Origin of the sequence: Viridibacillus soli, from assembly GCF_016612995.1 — a bacterium.
In the GTDB taxonomy this organism is placed as follows: domain Bacteria; phylum Bacillota; class Bacilli; order Bacillales_A; family Planococcaceae; genus Viridibacillus; species Viridibacillus soli.
Map to the genome: position 1 here is coordinate 23633 of NZ_JAEOAH010000048.1, position 18793 is coordinate 42425.

General features: G+C 36.1%; 18 protein-coding genes and 1 pseudogene. 8 read left to right on the forward strand and 11 right to left on the reverse strand.

Annotated elements, in window-relative coordinates:
• Positions 1-262 precede the first annotated feature (262 nt).
• The 5 genes from ytaF to JFL43_RS20125 all read left to right on the forward strand — a co-directional run bounded on the left by ytaF (position 263) and on the right by JFL43_RS20125 (position 4333).
• Positions 263-895: a sporulation membrane protein YtaF gene (gene ytaF, locus JFL43_RS20105; protein ID WP_200750394.1), complete on the forward strand. Its 633-nt coding sequence runs from the start codon at positions 263-265 to the stop codon at positions 893-895.
• A gap of 112 nt (positions 896-1007) precedes the next feature.
• The gene (locus tag JFL43_RS20110) at positions 1008-1652 is read left to right on the forward strand and encodes a helix-turn-helix domain-containing protein (protein ID WP_200750395.1); all 645 of its coding nucleotides are present in this window, start codon (positions 1008-1010) and stop codon (positions 1650-1652) included.
• 30 nt (positions 1653-1682) lie between these two features.
• Entirely contained in the window at positions 1683-2648 is a 966-nt protein-coding gene (locus tag JFL43_RS20115; RefSeq protein WP_200750396.1) for an LCP family protein, read from the forward strand.
• Between the two features lie 11 nt (positions 2649-2659).
• Complete coding sequence (locus JFL43_RS20120; RefSeq protein ID WP_200750397.1) at positions 2660-3238, forward strand: phosphatase PAP2 family protein; 579 nt, start codon at positions 2660-2662, stop codon at positions 3236-3238.
• A gap of 543 nt (positions 3239-3781) precedes the next feature.
• Positions 3782-4333, forward strand: coding sequence for a GNAT family N-acetyltransferase (locus tag JFL43_RS20125; RefSeq protein WP_200750398.1), 552 nt, complete (start codon positions 3782-3784; stop codon positions 4331-4333).
• Between the two features lie 295 nt (positions 4334-4628).
• Here the strand turns inward: JFL43_RS20125 and JFL43_RS20130 are convergent, their stop codons facing one another.
• The 8 genes and pseudogenes from JFL43_RS20130 to JFL43_RS20165 form a co-directional block, all read right to left on the reverse strand.
• On the reverse strand, positions 4629-4838 hold the full coding sequence (locus JFL43_RS20130; RefSeq protein WP_200750399.1) for a DUF6366 family protein: 210 nt from the start codon (positions 4836-4838) through the stop codon (positions 4629-4631).
• Positions 4839-4929: 91 nt separating this feature from the next.
• Positions 4930-5343: pseudogene (locus JFL43_RS22840) on the reverse strand (IS1595 family transposase); the annotation flags it as partial.
• A complete protein-coding gene (locus tag JFL43_RS20140; protein ID WP_200750401.1) occupies positions 5294-5503 on the reverse strand; it encodes a hypothetical protein in 210 nt (69 codons plus the stop codon). The pseudogene JFL43_RS22840 and the gene JFL43_RS20140, both read right to left, overlap by 50 nt.
• Before the next feature lie 279 nt (positions 5504-5782).
• Complete coding sequence (locus JFL43_RS20145; protein ID WP_200750402.1) at positions 5783-7909, reverse strand: serine hydrolase domain-containing protein; 2127 nt, start codon at positions 7907-7909, stop codon at positions 5783-5785.
• Between the two features lie 274 nt (positions 7910-8183).
• Positions 8184-9164 carry an alpha/beta fold hydrolase gene (locus JFL43_RS20150; RefSeq protein WP_200750403.1) on the reverse strand — a complete coding sequence of 327 codons (981 nt, stop codon included), beginning with the start codon at positions 9162-9164 and terminating at the stop codon, positions 8184-8186.
• A 186-nt stretch (positions 9165-9350) separates the two neighbouring features.
• Positions 9351-10718: a sensor histidine kinase gene (locus JFL43_RS20155; protein WP_200750404.1), complete on the reverse strand. Its 1368-nt coding sequence runs from the start codon at positions 10716-10718 to the stop codon at positions 9351-9353.
• On the reverse strand, positions 10715-11389 hold the full coding sequence (locus tag JFL43_RS20160; RefSeq protein WP_200750405.1) for a response regulator transcription factor: 675 nt from the start codon (positions 11387-11389) through the stop codon (positions 10715-10717). Before JFL43_RS20160 ends, JFL43_RS20155 begins: the two co-directional genes overlap by 4 nt.
• 470 nt (positions 11390-11859) lie before the next feature.
• Positions 11860-12198 (reverse strand): hypothetical protein, encoded by a 339-nt coding sequence (locus JFL43_RS20165; RefSeq protein WP_200750406.1) that lies wholly within the window; start codon positions 12196-12198, stop codon positions 11860-11862.
• A gap of 500 nt (positions 12199-12698) precedes the next feature.
• Between JFL43_RS20165 and JFL43_RS20170 the strand changes: the two genes are divergently transcribed.
• Together JFL43_RS20170 and JFL43_RS20175 are read left to right on the forward strand one after the other, a co-directional pair.
• Positions 12699-13268 carry a hypothetical protein gene (locus tag JFL43_RS20170; RefSeq protein ID WP_234447925.1) on the forward strand — a complete coding sequence of 190 codons (570 nt, stop codon included), beginning with the start codon at positions 12699-12701 and terminating at the stop codon, positions 13266-13268.
• A 426-nt stretch (positions 13269-13694) separates the two neighbouring features.
• The gene (locus tag JFL43_RS20175) at positions 13695-14555 is read left to right on the forward strand and encodes a hypothetical protein (protein WP_200750408.1); all 861 of its coding nucleotides are present in this window, start codon (positions 13695-13697) and stop codon (positions 14553-14555) included.
• 448 nt (positions 14556-15003) lie between these two features.
• Here JFL43_RS20175 and gmtX read toward each other — a convergent pair whose 3' ends face one another.
• Together gmtX and gmtY are read right to left on the reverse strand one after the other, a co-directional pair.
• Positions 15004-15873 carry a gamma-mobile-trio protein GmtX gene (gene gmtX / locus JFL43_RS20180; protein ID WP_234447919.1) on the reverse strand — a complete coding sequence of 290 codons (870 nt, stop codon included), beginning with the start codon at positions 15871-15873 and terminating at the stop codon, positions 15004-15006.
• Complete coding sequence (gene gmtY / locus JFL43_RS20185) at positions 15874-17361, reverse strand: gamma-mobile-trio recombinase GmtY (protein ID WP_200750409.1); 1488 nt, start codon at positions 17359-17361, stop codon at positions 15874-15876.
• 409 nt (positions 17362-17770) lie between these two features.
• Between gmtY and JFL43_RS20190 the strand changes: the two genes are divergently transcribed.
• Positions 17771-18115 carry a hypothetical protein gene (locus tag JFL43_RS20190; protein WP_200750410.1) on the forward strand — a complete coding sequence of 115 codons (345 nt, stop codon included), beginning with the start codon at positions 17771-17773 and terminating at the stop codon, positions 18113-18115.
• Between the two features lie 492 nt (positions 18116-18607).
• On the opposite strand, the gene JFL43_RS22845 is transcribed toward JFL43_RS20190, so the two are convergent.
• A partial coding sequence (locus JFL43_RS22845) for a hypothetical protein (protein WP_234447920.1) occupies positions 18608-18793 on the reverse strand: 186 nt, incomplete at its 5' end.

Here is an 18793-nt window from a genome sequence, read left to right on the forward strand (position 1 = left end):
CGTTCTATAAAAATAATTGATAGTTCAGATCTCTAACTCCCCATGAAAAATCTGGTTTTAGATTAGTTGGTGTATAACCGAATAACAACTCACGTATAAAGGGATACATCGCCTTATTTCCCCTAATTTTTAGGTGTATTATTTTAGCACATTTTATTGTGCTATCAAAATACCGTTGTTTTTTTGTCAACATTGTTCGAATAGACAAGCACCATTTGTCAACACGAATAATAGGATATAAAAAAATAAGGGGTGTTGTGCAGTGGCTTGGTTAATCATTTTGGCTTTTGCTTTTTCATCAAGTATTGATAATTTAGGTGTAGGACTTTCTTATGGAATTCGAAAGGTAACCGTTAGATTTGACAAAAATTTATTAATCGCGTTCATTTGTTTTCTTATGAGTATGGGAGGAATTACATTTGGAGTTTGGCTCTCGACCATTCTTCCAGGTATGCTTCCTGTAATCTTTGGGGCGTTATTATTATTTGTTATTGGTATTCGGATTATTCTTTTGGCTAAACCACTAAAAAAAGAGACTTCAAAAGTGGATAGTAAGAATGAAGTGCAGTCCAATAGTGTTCAAGGTATTTTAAGAAATCCCGAGGTAGCTGATCTCAATAAGTCTGGTGAGATTGGTTGGGGAGAATCTGTACTTCTCGGCGTTGCATTATCGGCGAATGCACTTACGAATGGGCTAGGCGCTGGTTTACTCGGTCTTTCACCGATTGCAATTTCGATAACTGCTGCAATTGGGAGTTTTATTACTGTTTGGGCAGGGGTCAAGTTAGGAAGTAAAGTAGCAGATGTGCGAATTGGTTCATTTACCGTTGGGCAATTTGGAACGATTATTAGTGGTGTAATTATTTTATTACTTGCTTTTACAGCATTCTTTTAACAGAAAACGTTGACAAATTGTCAACATAATTATACACTTCTTGAGAATATATAATTTCACATTAGACAACTGTATTAAGTCACATTAGTAACTTCAGAAAGGAGAATCGAAAATGGCTGAGAAGAGAAACAGTACTACTCTTGGTTTATTGCTGAGAGAATTATTGAAAGAACGTTCATTGTCCATGCGGAAGTTTAGTGAACTCACGGGAATTGATAAAGCTACGATCTCACGGATAATAAACGATAAACGAAAAGCAACCCCACAACATTTAGAAAAATTTGCGGACTGCCTTGGAGTTCCTTTAATCAATCTTTTTGAAGCTGCAGGATACCCTATTGAACAGAGCCAAGAAAAGTCTCATTCAGATATTCATACGTCTGTTGACGCAATACAAGCTTTTCTAAAGTCTTCTAATGTTTATGATAATCAATTTTCGATGGCAGATGTTGAACAGAAATTAGAAAACTATGGACTATATGCGCAAACAGAAGAGGGTAAAAATACGATTCTTAAGGGTTTTGATGAAAAAATTCAGAATGTAGGAAGCATAGGCCCATTTATAAGCAAATTGAAAGAGTTATATGAGAAGTTCACATTAGGGAAGGGTACACTATTTGAACTAACCTTAATTGGAAGTACATTATTATATTTTATTATTCCCGTCGATGTTATTCCGGATTATTTATTTCCTATTGGCTATTTAGACGATGCAATAGCTGTACAACTTACTACAAATGCATTAGTAAAAAAATAACTTACAATTAAATGATAGGTGGATTTATTTATGAAAATAAGCAAAACGAGCCGTAAATGGCTAAGAAATTCGTTCTTAGCATTCGCATTAGTGATCGTAGCAGGGATCATCTATTGGGTTTATCAGTACAATAGCGGATTGTCTATGGCAGACGATGGTCTCTATAAAGATGACGAAACGACGTTTGAGCCATTCGAAGGTGCGGATCTGCAATTTGGTGAGATTAATGTGCTATTAATAGGGAGTGACTCTAGAGGCGAAAAAGGTGCTAGATCTGATGCTTTAATGATCGCACACTATAATCAAACGACGAATAATGTAAAAACTATTTCTATTATGAGAGATACGTATGTTGATATTCCAGATTACGGAAAGCAGAAAATAAATGCTGCTTTTGCTTTTGGAGGCCCTGAACTTGTAAGGAAAACAATTAAGAAAAATTTTGATATTGATGTTAATTACTACGCTGTCGTTGATTTTGAAGGATTTCCTAAAATTATTGATCTTTTAGCGCCCGATGGGATTGAGGTTGATATTCCTTATAAAATGTCGTATGGGATTGGCATGACATTACTTCCTGGAGAACAAATTTTACATGGTGACCAGTTATTAGGATATGTGCGATTCCGCCACGATCGTTTAAGTGATTTTGGGCGAGTGGAACGCCAGCAAGAAGTTTTGTCTAAGGTTAAAGAACAAGCTATCAGTATTCAAAGCTTAGTGAATTTACCAAAAATACTTGGTGTTGCAGATCCATACATTGATACCAACGTTGACAATAAAACAATCCTTACAATTGGAAAAGGTTTATTAGTTGGGAAATCTAAAGGTATGGATACTTTACGAATTCCTATTGCAAGTTCATTTGAAAACAAGAATGTAAACGTCGGTGCAGTATTGGATATTGATCTTGAAAAGAACAAACGTGCATTAGAAGAGTTTTTATCATCAGAGGACAATGAAAAAATTACTAAATCAGACGAAATTTCATCTTAGGAGACAACAACATGAATATAGACTATCAACTTTTCAAACTAATTAACCAGTTTGCAGGACAATACTCAATTTTAGATCAACTTGTTCTTTTGTTTTCGAAATATGGCCCCATTCTGTTTGGAATGGTCTTTATATGGCTATGGTTTTCAAAATCCAAAAATCAGCATGAAAATCGGAAGATCGTATTATATGCGTTAACGATTGTTATTCTTACAATTGGTATAGATAAGATTATTGAAATGGCGTATTTTCGACCGCGTCCATACGTCAACCATGCCGTAACATTGTTATTTGAAAAATCAAACTTAGATCCTTCATTTCCAAGTAATCATGCTGCAGGCTCATTTGCCTTGGCGTTCGCCCTTTTCTGGAAACGAAGAAAAGTCGGAAGTATACTTATAATTATGGCCTGTTTAATGGCCCTTTCAAGAATTTTTATCGGCGTGCATTATCCTCTAGATGTGTTGGCTGGTGCAATCATCGGATTAGGTGTAACCTACATTGTTATGTCACTAAGCCGTCTGCTTGAATCCCCATTCAATCAGGTCATTCATATCTTCAGTAAGTTAAGTTCGAAAACAATTAGATAGCTCGTTTTTCACCTAGTAGCCTATGATTCTGCTTTAGTAATTGGCGTGCATTGGGAGAAAGATCTTTCTGGACCTGTTTCCAGACATTTTGCAAGGCCTCTGTTACACACCGATTCATATAAAACAATCGGTAATACGGATGGTAGCTAAATAGACTTCCTTGATAAGCGTATGGTAGACTTTAGCAAAATCCATGACAACTGTTGGTTGAAGAGCTACCCATTGAGGATAATCCTAATAATAGCTCCGTAAATTTCCTAGTTTTCTACTAAGTCGCGATGTTTGCAAAAAAGTTGCGAAGAAATCCCCCTTTGGATAAGATTACCTAAAGGGGGATTTTTATGTTCAAAAGAACAAGAACATCTAAATTTGAGAAATGGATTAAAGAAGGTCCTGGCTAGGTGTTGATTCAGATTATAGACATTGGTTAATCATTCAAGACGTATCATTCGTTTTTACCATCGTTAAATTGGGGAAGTAATATTTGTGCAATTAACTTACTCGATATTAGTACTATCTTATAAGATGTAGGGAGGATTTCTTATGATATATGATAATCAAAATAAAACGATTACCACTAAAAGGCTAGAACTAAGACTGTTTCAAAAATCTGATGCAGTAGCTGTTACTAAACTTTGTAATAATTATAATCTTTATAAAAATACATTGTACCTACCTTATCCATACTCTTTAGAGGACGCTTTATCGTGGATTGAACATCATCTTGATAATTTTAATGCGAATAAATCATATGAATTTGCTATAACAGATAAGGAAAATGGAGAATTATATGGAGCCATAGCTCTATCTAACAACCAAAAATTTAATAATGGGGAAATAGCCTATTGGATTGGTGAAGAATTTTGGGGAAATGGATATGCTACAGAGGCAGCGCAAGCTATATTACAATTTGCGTTTGATGAAAAGCAATACCATAAAATATTTGCCCGTTACTTTAATTCAAATCCAGCTTCAGGAAGAGTTATACAAAAATTAGGCATGAAAAAAGAAGGGATATTAATTGACCAAGTGAGGAAAGAAAATCGATATGAAGATCTAGTATATTATGGAATTATTAACTCAATAGAATTATAATCTTATATTACAAAAGGCAACAGTTTACAACTCCTAATTCGCATCAATTATCTAGGAAATAATAAACAAGCAATATTGGGGTATTCCATGATTTACAATTCATCGTACCATAATCAAGAAAAGTTCCTACTGCTTATTTGTAATCGGTTCCATTTTCGGATGCAAGGGTAGATTTTACATATAGGCTCTGTTTAACTTGATTGTTGTTTTTTTCAAATTAATAAGCGTATTCGAGATTTTAGTCTCAAATACGCTTATTTTTCGAGTGGCGAATAATTAATAATCGCTCCCAAAATTAAAATATAAGGTTGTATAGAATGTAACCGAAAAATAATACTAAAATTAATAGCCCTGTACCTTTCCACCCCATACCACCTGTTAAATCAGTTAAATTCCCACCACTTCCTCTATTTAATGCATCGTGTAGAGAACCAGTGGGATTATTTTTTAATTCACTTTGTCTTAATCGTTCTCTTTTTTCTTCAGGTGTTTCTTTTAGACTCATTGTAATCCCTCATTTCTACTGCCCTTTTTCTTAACTAAGGCAATTTCATTCATTATAGATTATGTTTCTACAAATATTCCAAAAAACCCTTTTATACTATGATTTTTCTTAGTAGTGTCGTTGCGTTGGTTTCTTTAATTGGGTGTAGGCAACTTTCTACCGCAAAAGTGCGAATACTACGTTCATCTATATCAAAAGTAAGTGTATCCAAGGTATAAATCCAACTCAAATAATGCTGCAAATATTTTGTTGCAATACCTTTAAATCGTAGTATCCACTGTTTTAATCGTTGATAAAAATTGTTCACGTTTTGTATATGAAAGATGCCCTTTGTTCGTTCTACACCTGTTTTAAAACGATAGTGTATAAATCCTTTATCTTTTGAATACGTTTTAAAGGCTCGCCAAGCGCCTGTGCATAATACTATTGAAGGGTTTAATTTATCTCCAATCGCATTATCTAATTGTTTTTTTGTAATACGACCACGACCAAGCAACCCAACGAATATAACAAAGACCCTTCTTTGCCTTCTTTTCACTTACTTCTTGAAAAACAGGGCGAGTGTCGTGAAGGGGCATTAATACGTATTTAAAATGTGTCAACAGACGTTCTTTATCCGTAAATGATAATTTATTAATTTCATTGATAATCTTAACTATCTTCATACGAATCTCCTCCTGAACATATATTCTTATATCCATTTTCAGAACAAAAATTCTAAAATAGACAAGCGTCAACAATGTAATTTAACAAAGCCTACATAAAAGAAAAAGGGAATAAGAAGTATGATGGCAGTGGGAGATATACGAAATAAATATCATAGGGCATGCGCTTCGAGCTCACGACACTCATACACATTGAATCCCCTCCCTATGGCGGAACAAAAGTGCTGTCCTATAAGGTTAGTAATACCTTATAGGACAACCTCGTAGACAAGCCCGTATTTACTTTTTCAATGAAATCTCAAATTTGGAACCAACTTCTCCTGCAAATACTACTCTACCGTTCTCCGGTAATAAGACCTCATTCTTACCGCTGACTACGGTGTAGTTAATGCAAACACCTGCTTGATCATATACAGCAAATGAGCCCTTCGAAGGCATCTTAACCTTCATGACCTTTCCTTTGGCAGTCGTTGGTACTGAAAACCATTTGGCATAACCATCTGCTTGAATGGTTGTCGCAGATTGTTTACCCGAATAGAGTGGTTTTACAAGTTCCTCACTAGCATATACTTTACCTACTGCTGTAAGAAACTCTACTCCGTTCTTCTTAGAGAAATTGAATTCCAACGAATCGCGACCAGCCATGCCAGGGATTTGCAGTTGGTTCACTACTTTGTTTGCTCCCATAATCTTGTTATTCAACACATACCCTGGAGCCTCTTTAAAGGTATGAATAGGTATGACTGGTGTAGCGTTAATGTAGGCCGTTGATGTATATTTCTCATTCACCAAGTAATATTTTTTACCTTCACGCTTTTCCCATATGGCGGCAATATCCCGGGATAATTCATTGATTTCAAGCTTCTCTGCGTTATATTCTGAGAAGGCTAACTGTCCAAGTCCTGGCACGGATATATATGATCGGGACCACAAGTAGGCGCTACCATTCTTCTCCACAACGAATTTCAACTTTTCTGTACCTTCATCGTTTACAAAAGAACCATCAGCCGTATATGTGTATTGTTCAGCAGGGCTATTTGGAGCTGTGAGCGTGGATACAGACATTTGTCCAACATTATTCATTTCTACTTTCAATACCGAATTATTACCACCATAAATACCTGCATACTGGGATATTTCCTTCGGTATATCTGCCTTTACAGGCACACCAAACGATTTTTCCGGCTTCCGTTCTTTAATAATAGCCTTTTCCTCAAGTGCGCTGAGTAATAGTTCACTCGCAATGAATTGATCGGTTGAGCTTGAACCACCTGAAGAGGTAACAGCTGCAGCCAGGTTGTATTCCGGGAGCACCACTAATGATGAATGATACGACATGGTATCTCCACCTTTCGTAACCGCCTTGATGCCGTATTCGTTGAATGGGAACAAGTTCACACTATCCCACCCTAACCCGTAAGAAATGGACGTATCGCTATCCTCTGACCATATGCCTCTTTTATATTCTTCTTGTGCCATGGCTTCTACAGATTTACTGGAAAGAATACCATCGACCTGTTCCGTGAAGATTTGCGAGAATTTGGCGAGATCTTCAGCAGTGGAGTAAATGCCTCCAGTGGCAATAATGTTATAATTTTCTTGTGGTAGTTGTCCCTCATACAGAGGGGAATAGATCCCTGCCATTTTCGTTGAATCCATCAGATCCTGTGGTGTTTTGGTATGATTCATGTCCAAAGGCTCTGTGAAATATTTGTGTATAAATGCGGTAAAGCCCATGCCGCTAACTCTCTCAACCAAAATCTCAGCTAACGTAAAACCATCGTTACAATATACGGAGTATGCTCCTGGATCTGCCTTTAGGTTCTGTGTCGCCAATTGCTCTATAAAAGTATCATGTGAATAAGTATCATTATCCCCATACAATGTTGCATTGTGGTTTGACATGCCTCGAAGTCCAGAGGAATGATTCAGCAACATACGCGGTGTAATCTGTTTGTAGCGGTTGTCTTTCATTTTAAAGTCAGATATATAGTTCACAACAGGCATATCCAAATCGAGCTTCCCTTCGTCAAGAAGCTTCATCACTGCGGCTGTAAGCACCATCTTGCTCGTTGAACCTATGCCATAGATCGTATTTGAAGTAAGAGGAACCTTGTCCTTTATATCGTTTTTGCCTGCTTGACCGGAGACCACAATCTCTCCATCATCGATGAGCGCATATTGCAGACTTGTCGTACCGTACGTTTCGGTGAGTAATTTGGCTTTTTCGATCACTGTTTTCTTGGTTGTATCATACGTAAGATTACTGCTGTTACTAGTAGCAGGTGCAGCCATTGCAGACAGTGGAGCTAACATCGTTAACACCAGGGTTACAGCGGCGATTGAAGTTCGTTTTTTGGTTATTCTCTTGCCCGCTCTCATTTTCATTTTCTCTCCTTGTACCATTCGCATCTTCTCCTGTCCTTATCTGTTATTGGGCTATCTTAACTTTGGTGTTAAAGTAAGCTTAACCGATTAAGATGTACTCCTCGTGACGCCAATATGAACGGAGTATGAACAAGCAAAAAATGCTACGGTGTCACAGCATGGAGAAGACGAGGAAAGCGTGTGATTACATCACATATTTACAAATACACAATGATAAAGACCGTCCCAAAGGACGGTCTTTATATCACTTATACATATGCATAAAATCGTGGAGGTACCTTTCTCAGTACACTTACTTAACTTCTTTCATAAATTCTCTAAAGTTTTCAGCGATTTCTTTGAATTTGGTATGGTGTAAATAATGTGATCCATCCATGGTTATTACCTTTCCATGTACCGAGTCTTTAATCTGCCCTTCATGCAAAGGTATCCATCCTGTTACCCCTTCATTATTCGCTTGTACAAAGAGAAGAAGTGGAAGGTCTTTAGGGAATGTTAAGTCGTGAGCCTCTTTAAAATTAGAAGAAATATGGCCCATCTCATTCAAGGTAGTGTCATTATTCATGTTTTTATACGAAATCATTTTCATTTGCTCTACGGTTTTATCATCAAATGCTAATGAAGCATAGGGGTCAGCACCTAGTTTCATCATCATTCTTAAGAGACCTGATTTTTTGAGAAATTCTAACTTTTTGATTGGTAATTTGACATCCATACCCGGTTGTGTTGGAACACTGCTGTCGATTCCGACAAATGCAGTCACCTCTTTTGGATATTTGCTCACATAATCAATTCCGTAAATGCCTGCAATGGAGTGGCCCATAAGCATGTATCGGTTAATATTAAGCTGCTGTAGAGCTTCATGAACTTCACCTACGATATTCTCCGTGGTTCGCTCTTTTTCAGTTCCATCACTTAATCCATAACCGAAAGGCTCAACCGCGACAACTTTGTAGAATGGAGATAACTCATCGATAAGCAGCTTAAAATCAAGCGCTGGTGTAGCTGTTCCAAAACCAGGCAGTAGCACGATCGTTTCCTCGCCTTTTCCTTGAATTAACACATTCATATTTTTCCCGTCTACAGATACGTGCTGACCGTAGGGCTCTATTCTTTTTTGCTCCGAATTATTACTGATGATATTAAATAAATAAACAATGGCTAGAAAAAGCACGATTGCTATAATTATTGCTCCTATTATTTTAAGCAAAATATTTCGTACTTTATTTGTTCTCGTTCCATTCCTCGTTTTCATTTCCTCTTGTTGTGTCACGCTCATCTTCTCCTTTCCTGATCTGTTTATTCAACTACCTTCATGTGCCGCTAATGCAATCTTAACCAACAAAGATGTACTCCTCATGACGACAATATGAACGGAATATGAACAAGCAAAAAAATGCTACAGCGTCACATGCAAGGAAGCTTGCACATGATGCCGTAGCATAGAGAATGAATCTAACTAATCTGTTAGCGTAGTGATTGGTAAGGTGACAATGAAGTTCGTTCCTTGACCAGGTTCACTTTCCACTCGGATGTCACCTTGATGAAGCGATACGATCTGTTTGACGATGGCAAGTCCCATACCGCTACCGCCATACTTACGACTGTGGGAGCGATCAGCCTTAAAAAACCGCTCGAATATACGCTTTTGGTCCTCGAGGGGAATACCAATACCCGTGTCGGATATCCGGACTGTCACGTTTTTGATATCTTGTTTAATACTGACGGTAATAACACCGCCATCCATGGAAAATTTGATGCTATTGCGGATGATGTTCGTCCATACCTGGTTTAACAGATCATGATCAGCCGTCAGGCGAACGGCCTTCAAATTGAGCTCGAAACGGATGTTGCGGGCAGACCATTGCGGCTGGAGAGCCACGATGACCCGTCTAATCTGTTCATCAAGGCTGAGTGTGACCAAACGAAGTTGCTGTGACTGCGATTCAAGCAAACTCAGCTTTAGCAGGCTATCGCTCATCTTGGACATACGCTTCGCTTCAGCGATGATAATATCAAGATAACGGTTTCGTTCATGATCTGCGAGGTCTACTTGCTTGATCGCTAGAGCATAACCGGATATCGAGGTGAGCGGAGACTGAACTTCGTGAGACACGTTCGATACGAATTCCCTACGCATCTGCTCAAGTTCCTGCAGATCGTGCATCATTTCTTCGAAGCTTCGAGCCAAAGTACCCAGCTCACTCATTTGCTTAATATTCAGCTTGACATTGAAATCTCCAGCTGCTATACGCTTGGTCGCTTTTGTCAGCTTTTTGATCGGTCTTACTAGGAATATAGAGGCAACCAGAATCAATAAGCTTCCTGCAGTCAACGAATAAGTTGCAAAGATTAATCCCCACTTGACGACAAAAGAGGCAGAAGGGGGGGCGAGGGTCTCCAAAAATATCGCTTTCGTTCCCATTTCGGTTTTCAACGGCAACCCCAAAAGGACCGTAGCAATACCGTTCGAAGTGTCTTGAACAACGCCTCCAGCTAATACTTTCTTTAATTGCTCCATCGTCACAGTGGCAGGTTTGTGTCCATTAAGCTTTCCGTAAGACTGGAACTGGCCTGTTGTTTCATAAATTCGAATATAATAGGAATCGAGCTGCTTCATTCCACTTACGAACAAGTCCGCTTCACGTAACGGAATGGTCTTGTAGATCTGGACGATGTCTTGGCCAAAGTTACGTAAGTTAATTTGAGCGTTTTCATTAAATTTTTCTTCGAATGTCCAAGTTGACACAAAAAAAGCAATGATTGTGCCCGCGATGACAGAGACTAGAAAAGTCAAGACAACACGTATATATAAGGATCTGATCATTCATAAACCTCAAGCCGGTACCCAAGCCCGCGCACCGTTTCGATACGGAAATCAGGTGTAGTTGAGAACCGTTCGCGCAGGCGTTTAATATGTACATCTATCGTTCGATCATCCCCAGCATAATCAATACCCCAAATTTGATCGATCAATTGCACACGCGTATAGACTTGTCCGGGTGTTCCGGCGAGCTTATAAAGTAATTCGAACTCCTTGAGCGGCAACGTGAGCGACTCCGTCCCTCTCATCACCTTATATGTCTGCCGATCAAGAATGACGTTGCCGAACTGGATCGTCTGCGTGGAGCCAAACCGGTATCGTTTCAGTAATGCCCTAACACGAGCCGTCAACTCCAACGGATCGAATGGTTTCGTCAAATAATCGTCCGTCCCCAGTTCGAACCCTTTCACTTTCTCCCATGTTTCGCCTCTCGCAGTCAGCATAAGTAACGGAAGATCAGGATTGGCTCTTCGGAGCTCCTTGCATAACGTCCAACCATCCATAATCGGCATCATAATATCGAGGACGACAAGATCGACTTGCTTCGAGGCATAGACGGTCAGTGCTTCCTTGCCGTCCACAGCTTCGGCTGTTTCGAATCCGTCGTTGCGTAGAAATAAACAGACGAGTTCGCGAATGTTCGCATCGTCGTCAGCAACCAGTATAGTAGGCATCTGTTCCCTCTTTCCCTGTTCTCTATCTATTAACCATTATACGATAATTAAAATTGAATTACCCTTATTCTTCCTATAATCAAGGACAGGAACATCATTTAATGTAGCCTCGTTTGCTTATTCGATTACCGAAACGCTGAACATCCCTCAGAAGGCACTTGCTTTTTGAGATTAAAATTAAACGACTTTATTATTTCTATACAATTAATTATTAAGGTAGATTTCATTTTACTAGTCCACTATTGTTCATTAAATTACCCTTTTGTGAACAATGAAATATTTTAAACTTAGACCTTAATTGCACCCCCTTGTCCTTTTACAACTTAATCGTGTCCTGCACAACTCGGTCGTACCCTAACGTGATTAAGTTAATCGCTTGGTATATATGTACAAAATCAATTACTAGAGATTTAGGGACAACTGAGTTGTAAGTACCTTCATCTCCGACAATATAAGATATTCCATCAGAACTAGATTACTTTACAGCTTCCTTCACTTCGCGAAAATTCAAGTATTTTATCAGATTTTTCCTCATCTAATAAGAATATAATTTTATCCTCATCTACATAAGCTGGAGCAATCAAGTTGTTTTTCCCTGCACATTTTTCCCCACTAATTGTATATTTTTCTTTCTGAACCTCATTTTCTTCCCAATTTTCAACACTAGTAAAATCATCTTTAATATTTATTTCCTTTAACGGAGATACATTTACAGTCTTTTTTTCAACTTTTTTAATGGCTGATTCAGGTTGTTCTTGAATTTCTCCCTTATTTAAATCAGTGTTTGTTGTACAAGCAGAACAAAACAATAATATCGATACTATGAGTAAAAAAATCGTTTTTTATTATACATATGATTTAATACTCCTTATATAGATTAACCCGCCTTAGACGAATCTAGGCGGGCAGACTGGTAATTACCAAAGGATTGCTTGGCGGAAATGTGCTTTATTTGCACTATATACTTCACTATAAGGATGCCAAACATTTCCCAATGTTACACCTCTATTTCCCTGATCAAAAGGATCTGTTAAACGTACTTGAGCATTACTAGAAGTTTTTGTATCAACTCAGATACATTTAAAATATGACCTTCAACTTGAATTAATTTGGGCAATTTATCTGTATCAAACTTACAAAAATCATTTTTTGTTGATTCAGTATACAATCTGTTCAGTTTGTTAATATCCCTAAATATTTATATAATGTAATATATATGCAAATACAATTAACTTTTGCAGTATTTTTTTATGATTATGATAAGTTTTCATAGAATCCAAATTCACAGGAGGGCGGAATTTTGAAACTAATGAAATTAGCATTTACAGGATTCTTGATAATCGGATTGTTAATGGGATGTATGACGGAAAGCACCTCACAACCAAAGGAAGAAACGAAGGATGAAACGAAGGATGAACAACCAGAAGTTAACAATTCGAAGATGTGGAAGGATGTTTCAACACCTGAAGGCTTTAATAATTACGGAATCAAACCTACATTGAACGCTTGGATTACCTTTCACGCCGAAGATGTTGCGAAGACTGATGACGTGAAAGAATATCTTCCGAAGATAACTAGCTTAACTTTTGAGAACGACAGATATTTTAAGATTCAAGGTGAAGATTTTCAAAAGGATTTCGAAAATTTGCATTTGCTTGCAGCCATGATAAACCATTGTGTTTATGTAATTTCGGTACAGGACAAGAAAGGGATTGGAACAGCGGAAACTTACGACCAATTAAACAAGTCTTACAAATATTTCACCGAATTACTTCATGATATCGACGTTGTAATAAATTACGACGGAAAGGGTGAAACTTTTGGGGTCACACACCAATTAGACGGAAAAAAGGTTGATAAATTGGAATCGACCTTTTAATTTCCCAAATAACTAGTTCCCAAATAATTTTTTTATCAATTTTAACTGAGCAACCTTTAAACTTATTGAATAATGAGCGCTTATCCAGAAGTTTAATATAGGGTAAATAGTATAATAAAATAAAACTAGACCTTATGTTTAGAGGATTTTAGTTTGATTATATATAATCAAACTTTATAATCAAACTTTTATTTGTATATAAAAATACATCCATTAAATCTTTATTGAGATAATGGATGTATTTTTTATTGTGGTGTTTTAATAAAGTTTGATAATTTTCTTATTCCACAATCGGGCCAGATTATGGAGTGACTTTATTAATTGTTTCGTTAAGATTGTGAAGAAGTGTACTTATGCCAACGTGGCAGTTTAGTTGAATGGAAAATGTTATAATATTATTAAAATTAAGGGAATGGGGTTTGGGGAATGAAGAGTATTAAAAGATTGATTCAAGTCATCTTAGCAAGTACATCAATCCTAATTCTTAGTGGATGTTTCTCTAAAGATGATCTGAATCAACCAATACAAGAATATTTAAAAACAAACTATGGAATACAAGATGAGTTTTCTATTATTAAGACAACTAATAATTGGTTTGAAGGTATTGACCATCAAACTTATATAGAAATGAAAAAGCCGTATCGTGCTTATCCGTCCCTAATGATTAAAAGAGATACTTTGAAAATTTTAAAAGAGGAAAGTAGTGATATCTATTTCGAACAATTCAAGGGTGCATATATTGAGCAACATCCAGAAGTAGTTCAAGTAATGAGACAGATCATAAAAAATTATGGGTTAGTAAAATATCCTAATAAAACTGTCCCAGAAGAAAATGGTCCTATTCGTATATTTCCTTACGATAACATGGAGTTTAATATAAATGATTCTCAAGAGCTACTTGATAATTTTAAAAAGACTCAAAAGATTGATACTATTGATCTTTTACCTACATTAATACCAAGTGACCCCCGACGTGAAAATTATAATAGCAGGTATGTGGGTGTGGTGAATTTTCTATTTGAATTTGATATAAATAAAAATAAACATCCTATTCCAAAGGCAAAGGATCTAATTGAGGACTTTCAAAAGAGTGGAGTATTAACAAAAGGTATATACAACATAGATATGTTAGTAGATGATTCAAATGCGGGATCGGAATATAATAATGTAGCTTTGTTTGAAGTTGATGAAAATGGTAAATATACCGTAATTGCTACTCCTAAATATCATGATTTGCGTGATGCTTACTTTTATGGTGATTACGCAGCTAAAAAAAATATAAAATAGAACTTTAGGTTTAATTACTTAATTGGAATTGACCCAAAATACACGTGTTACTAGTCCTATTAGTAATAAAAATATTTACTTATATCGAGAAAAGCTCGAGACAGGAAAGGCGCATGACATTGAATTATCACAAAGTCCAATCATACATTTAATTATATGGATTAAATAATTATTTTCCCCAAAAAACTATTGGGGATTTAAGGGGATAGAATGAATCTTCTTCAACTAATGATAAGTTAGTTAAAGAAGACATGTGCTTATTATCTTCAACAATCGGGCGCGTTTATGAAGTAACGCTGTAGAAAATGAACTTTTTTATAATAAATAAACTAAAAAATGCTAAAGAGCATCTATTTTGATTAATCTTTTTTCAAAATGGATGCTTCTTATTAACCTTAGTGTAAGGATTTACGAGGTGTTTTTGTTCAAACTTATTTTAAAGCTAAATTTATATTTCATTAAGAATTTTTTGTATAGCCGTTACATATCCAGCCTTATATATCTGAATCCCGTTTTCTTTAACTCTGCCATAATTATCGGTAGTCCATCCCTGATGGTTCATAAATTCGTTTGATATGGTATTTCTAAGAGCATCTATTTCGGTATCTGTCAGTTTATAAGAAGGCTCGACTATAACAACATCCTTATTTTTGCTAAGATTGTTTATAGGACGCATATCAATCGTAAAGGTTGTTTGTTCTTTAAGCAGAGAGTTTTCTCTTTTGAGCTTTTTATTTTCTGCCATAAGCATACCCACCAATGCTTTTGTTGTTGGTTCGGAGATACTTGCTAAGATATCATCGTTTATGGTTGTTTTCTTTTCTTTTTTAGGCTTTTTAGTGGTAGTTTTATAGTATTCAGCCCACTGTCTTATCAAAACTCTGTAATCCTCGGCATTTTTGTTTCTAAGAGCCTGTTCACTTGGTCCGCCATCATCTGCTATCAGTCTGGCTATAGTACCAATGGAAAAATCTTTTATGTCAGACTCTGCCTGTTTTTTACAGGCGTTATGTATGAGTTCTAATGTTTTCTTTTTCCTTGTAGAAGCGTTCTCATAAAACTTTGAGAACAGTTCATCTGGATTTATTTCCATCATATTTCCTCCTATACATAAATTATTCTTAATCATTAGTAGAACTATTATATTGGTAATAAATTTCTGTTTAAAAGCTTCGTTTTTAATGAAATTTCGGAGCCATCTCATAACAGTAGAATGTTGAACACCATATTCTCGCTCAATATCCATTGATGATTTGCCTTCGCAAAGTTCTTCAATCATTTTATACTTAAAATCATTCTCATAACTTATTCTCCCCATTTATTCCCTCCTATATCTGTATCTGTTCTGCTGTTTAGTTTCTTCATTCATCCATTCATCAATTTCAGTATGCATTGGAAGTACACAACCATTATCCAAAGAAGCAGTGGCATTATTTAGTGAAGCTGTAACATCTGCAACTGTTGGCTCTGTGTATACTTTCTGAGAATTTATAGATTTATGGTGCATAGCAATTTGTATGATGCGTTCAGGTATTTTGGCATTTTTAAGTCTTTGACCATATGCGTGTCTATGTCCGTGTGGAGTAGTTCCATCTTTTTTTCCGACTGTCAAATCAATCTTTTCAACTGCTTTTTCGTGAGACTCCCTCTGAGTCCTAAGTGGCATCATTTCTCCTAGTGTTTTAGGAGAATGTGAGACAAAGGCAAATGGGTGAGTATCCTTAATGCCATCTCTTAACCTTTTTGCCATATACATTTTCCATACATACATAAAGATGTATCCCCATTCCTTTGAAAACCAGTAAATATGCATATATTTATCTTCATCATTATCAAGCCTTGGCTCTTTCCACCCTGCAAATCGTTTGTCCTGTCCAGAATACATATTGCGTGGGAGTAAACCATATTTTAACAGAAGATAGCTTTCTCTGTCTGTAATATATTTACCAGTAGTAGGATTCTTGAAATCCTGTGGGGGTCTTCCTTCGCTTGGATGATAGATTCGTACCACAGCAAGATTAGAGTCTTCAGGATCAGGGAAGACGTCCTGTACCCATAGATGAAATACTTCACTATGTCTAAGTCCACCGCCGTGCATCAGTATAGTAATGGCAATATCACGCCAGTTATAACGGTCAACAAGGTCTAATTCATAGTTCTTTCTTGTATTTTTAAACCCTTCCCATAGGAGGTTATTTGCTTTATATTCGGGGAAGGCTTTTGTATCTCCTTTTGGTGAGTATGGACTTCTTCTTCTAACAGTATTACGAGCTAATTTTGCAGTTTCAGCGATTTTATGAACATTATTTAGATGCCCTAGAAATGAGTTTTGACTTTTGTTTATCTGTGCCATCCAGTTAAGTCGTTCTTCATATCTTGTGGCTTTTCTCCAAGGATTTAATTGAACAGCTCCATATTCTTCATATAACCAATCTGAAAACCCATTTAAGGCAGATAAAAGCATATTCGCTGTTTCAACTCTTTTTGGTAACCAATAAAGTCTCGATGGGTCTAACCCTTCTTCATTTATTGTTCCTGAATAAACAGACTCCGTAAATGTATCAAAGAATTCTTTTGGGGAAGAATAATAATTCTGATTAGCTTCCATATAATCAAGCAATAGTCCAACAGCTTGTACTAACTTCTTATGCCAACTTCTGCTTTTACTATGATTCTTTATTTGATATCTATGTAATTGTTCAAAAAGCATCGTCTCTCCATTATGCTCAACTAGAAGAGTAGGAAAATCTATGCTCCTTCCTGTATTATCCCTATATGTTTTAGAAGATATCTGAACGTATCTCATATATATCCCCCTATACCAATATATATAACTACAATAAAAAAGGTACTACATCATTAAAATGTAATACCTTTTAATAGTTTGATTATAAATATTTCACCCTAGATAAAGAAAGAGGATAAGCGTTTTTTTTATTGATATTATTGAACTAAGGAATTGTTTTATATAAATTTGAATTAGGTGAAATAGAAATAACTATAAATATATTCTTGGATTTTTTTAAAAAAGAAGCAGATATTCAATATACATTAAAAGAAACTCTAAAAAAATTCAACTCCGAATACCCGTTATTTTAATAGTGTTTTCTTAGACTTTCTATCTACTTTTTTATTACTTATTATATACTTTCCTTTTTCGTTTTATTGTTAATCTTAACTTGTAAGATAATAAAACAAATTAGGAGGAATTATTTATGGCAAACTATTCTTGTACAGTGCATACTCTCCCTACTCCCCAGTATGCTATGCGTTTAGAAGTATGTACCAGTGACGACACGACGGACGTTAATTTAACACTAACACAGGACGATCCAAACGCTGGTTATGTAAATAACTACACAGCAACTCTTCAACGTGCGAACAAAAACGAAGCATGGGCTGAAGATGTAATGTCAAAAAGCGGTGTACTAAAATCTAGTAGCACCTCAAATGCCAAATCTAATGTGACATTTGGTAATATTGCGAAGAAAGGTTTACCAGTGCGTGTGAAAGTAAAAACAGATTTCGGAACGTACTATTCAAACACTTGGATTCGTTAATATCTTGAAAAAGCAACAATCCTTTTGAAATGAATCCAAAGTTTAGACAAATTATTTATACAGCTCTATTGGCTTTATTCCGGGCTAAGGCCTTTTGTGTTTTACGTTAGTTCGTTTATGATTGTAGTAATGAAGATATTGCTCAAGTTCTTGTTTAAGTGCATCATATTTTCAAGTTTTTGAATGTAAACGCGACTCAAAATCAAACGTACGTTCGAATACCTATACCCAATATTAGTATATACTGTGAGCTATAGCGCTAATATGATTATCTCTTTCACTTTAAATTCGGTCCTTAGTTCGAACACTACTTGCACTTTGTCTTTCGTTGTAATGTTTCATTTTCTAGGACTATTGTATTCAAATTCCTGTCCATTTTTTGAAATACCTACACTCTACATACTTCATTTCAACGTCATTCAATTCTTTGAATGCATCTTCTATATTTTCGAAACTAATGCCAATCCGATTTGCTACCAGAAACAACAGGAATTAAAGCAACATCATAAATACTAATTTCCATTTAATCATCACCCCTTTTGTAATACTACTTGTTGATTGAATAATGATTTTAGAGAAATGGAGAAAAGTAATATGAAAATATCTAAAAATACATATCCGAGCAGCAGCGTAAAAAATCGAGGGTACACAGAAATCTACCCCACCACATTTTTCGGG